The 1,675-nt window shown below is 41.7% G+C and carries 2 protein-coding genes; both read right to left on the minus strand.

Translation table 11 applies throughout. The features are described 5' to 3' along the window. Window positions 1–765, minus strand: a 765-nt coding sequence (locus IQ211_RS19115; protein ID WP_193836467.1) for a hypothetical protein, incomplete at its 3' end; no start/stop codon positions are given. A gap of 11 nt (window positions 766–776) precedes the next feature. Continuing rightward, complete coding sequence (locus tag IQ211_RS19120; protein ID WP_223281906.1) at window positions 777–926, minus strand: DUF4150 domain-containing protein; 150 nt, start codon at window positions 924–926, stop codon at window positions 777–779. Window positions 927–1,675: the final 749 nt, after the last annotated feature.

Below are 1,675 nucleotides of genomic sequence, written 5' to 3' on the forward strand. Positions count from 1 at the left end.
CATCTCTACGGCCTTTTGCTGCATTTCAGCAATGCCGACAGGAGCGCCTCCCATATATTCCCAGGTTTTTTCGGCGGCAGCGGCGGGGGCTGTTGTGGCGATCACCATACCCTTGCCAAGCAATTCCGCCATTTCAGGGATGGTATTCCAGAGCGCTTTTCCTGCCCCGATAGCGGCTTCCCCGGGATTCTCCCAGGCCGCCTCCAGATTATGTTGACTCTCATCAATCCATTTGCTGACGCCATCGGCGGTTTCCTGAAACCAGTCAACGGTTTTATCCCACATTCCCTTTTCTGCCGGTGTTTCTGCTTTGGGAATGGGATTGGCTTCTGCCACTGACACTTGTGCTGGGGCTGCCTGAGCGGTAATTTTGCCAAGGGTGTTCCCTGTTCCTGTCGGGCTGTCATCACGAACTTTGGCGGGTAAGGCGGCATTGGGTTGAGGATATTCAGGTTCTTTTGTTTTTTCCTTTTCTTCCCACTCTTTCAATGGAAACTCGCCGCTTTTGAATTTGTCAACGGCATCCTGTGCGGCTTTTTTAAAAGACTGTGCTTCGAATTTGGCGTCTTCGTGATTGTAGTATTCATCTAATTCCGGATCGTCTCCGTAAGCGCCATAATATCGGCGGCTCTGTGGATAGAGTGTATCGACCCGACTCAGTGCAGTTTCCGCCTCTGCCTGGGTCTGAATATGAAATTCCTCACAAAATTCCTTACCTTCATAAACAGTGGGTGTAACAACCAGCGTCGAAGATTGTTCTGTCATCGTTTCTTTCCTTATGCTCCGTTCATCCAGAATTCATCCTCGTGGCGCCGCTCCAGTTTATTGCCGGCGCGCACGGTCTGGGTATAGGCTTTCGGGTGACATTTGCCACCGACTGTGCCGCTTTTGACGCCATTGGCTATTAGCCGAATATATCGGCTCATTCGTGGTGAATAAAATGAGGGAAATAATAAATAATGAAAAAGTAAAAACAAAATGAAATCCAGTGAAATAAAAAGTAACTTCTGACAATCACAGGATGAAAAATTAAAATCATTGCTTAATTAGCGTAATGCGCGGTGTTTTTATATATAGTTAACTTATTATTTCGCATAATTTAGCTGGCAGAAAAATAGTATTTAATTAACATATTGATTTAAATATGAAAATGAAAAAGCTGTTGCCTTTAAAATGATGATCATTTTAATTTTGTGATCATGATCGCAAAAATTATGTTTGAATGAATGGCTATGCGGGCATTCTATGGATACGCCAGATTCGACCGCCGCCTGATATCAAGTTGCAATTTACAATACGATATAAGACGCATCTTGAAAGATGATTGGTATAAAATACATGGCAAAAAAAGCAGAAAAAAATGGTTGAAATAATATTGATGATATCTTTTTTATGAATTAAATGCATTTTGGTTCTGATTATTTTTAACATATAAAATATAAGGATTTAGGCATAATATTCAAAATGTTCACTGTAAGAACAGATGAAAGTTTTATTATGGGAAAACGTCCATTCTAATTACAGTTGTGGTGTGTGGTAATTTGAAAGGATGAGGTGAAGTTAATTATTTATTCTTCCATATGAAAGGTTAAAACCACCGACTTTAGTCGGTCAGCTTTAGCTGCAATACTGTGTTGTACTGGAGGTGCAACATGGATTACAGATACGGCAGTCA

The sequence above is a fragment of the Xenorhabdus griffiniae genome (assembly GCF_015163655.1).
Taxonomy (GTDB): domain Bacteria; phylum Pseudomonadota; class Gammaproteobacteria; order Enterobacterales; family Enterobacteriaceae; genus Xenorhabdus; species Xenorhabdus griffiniae.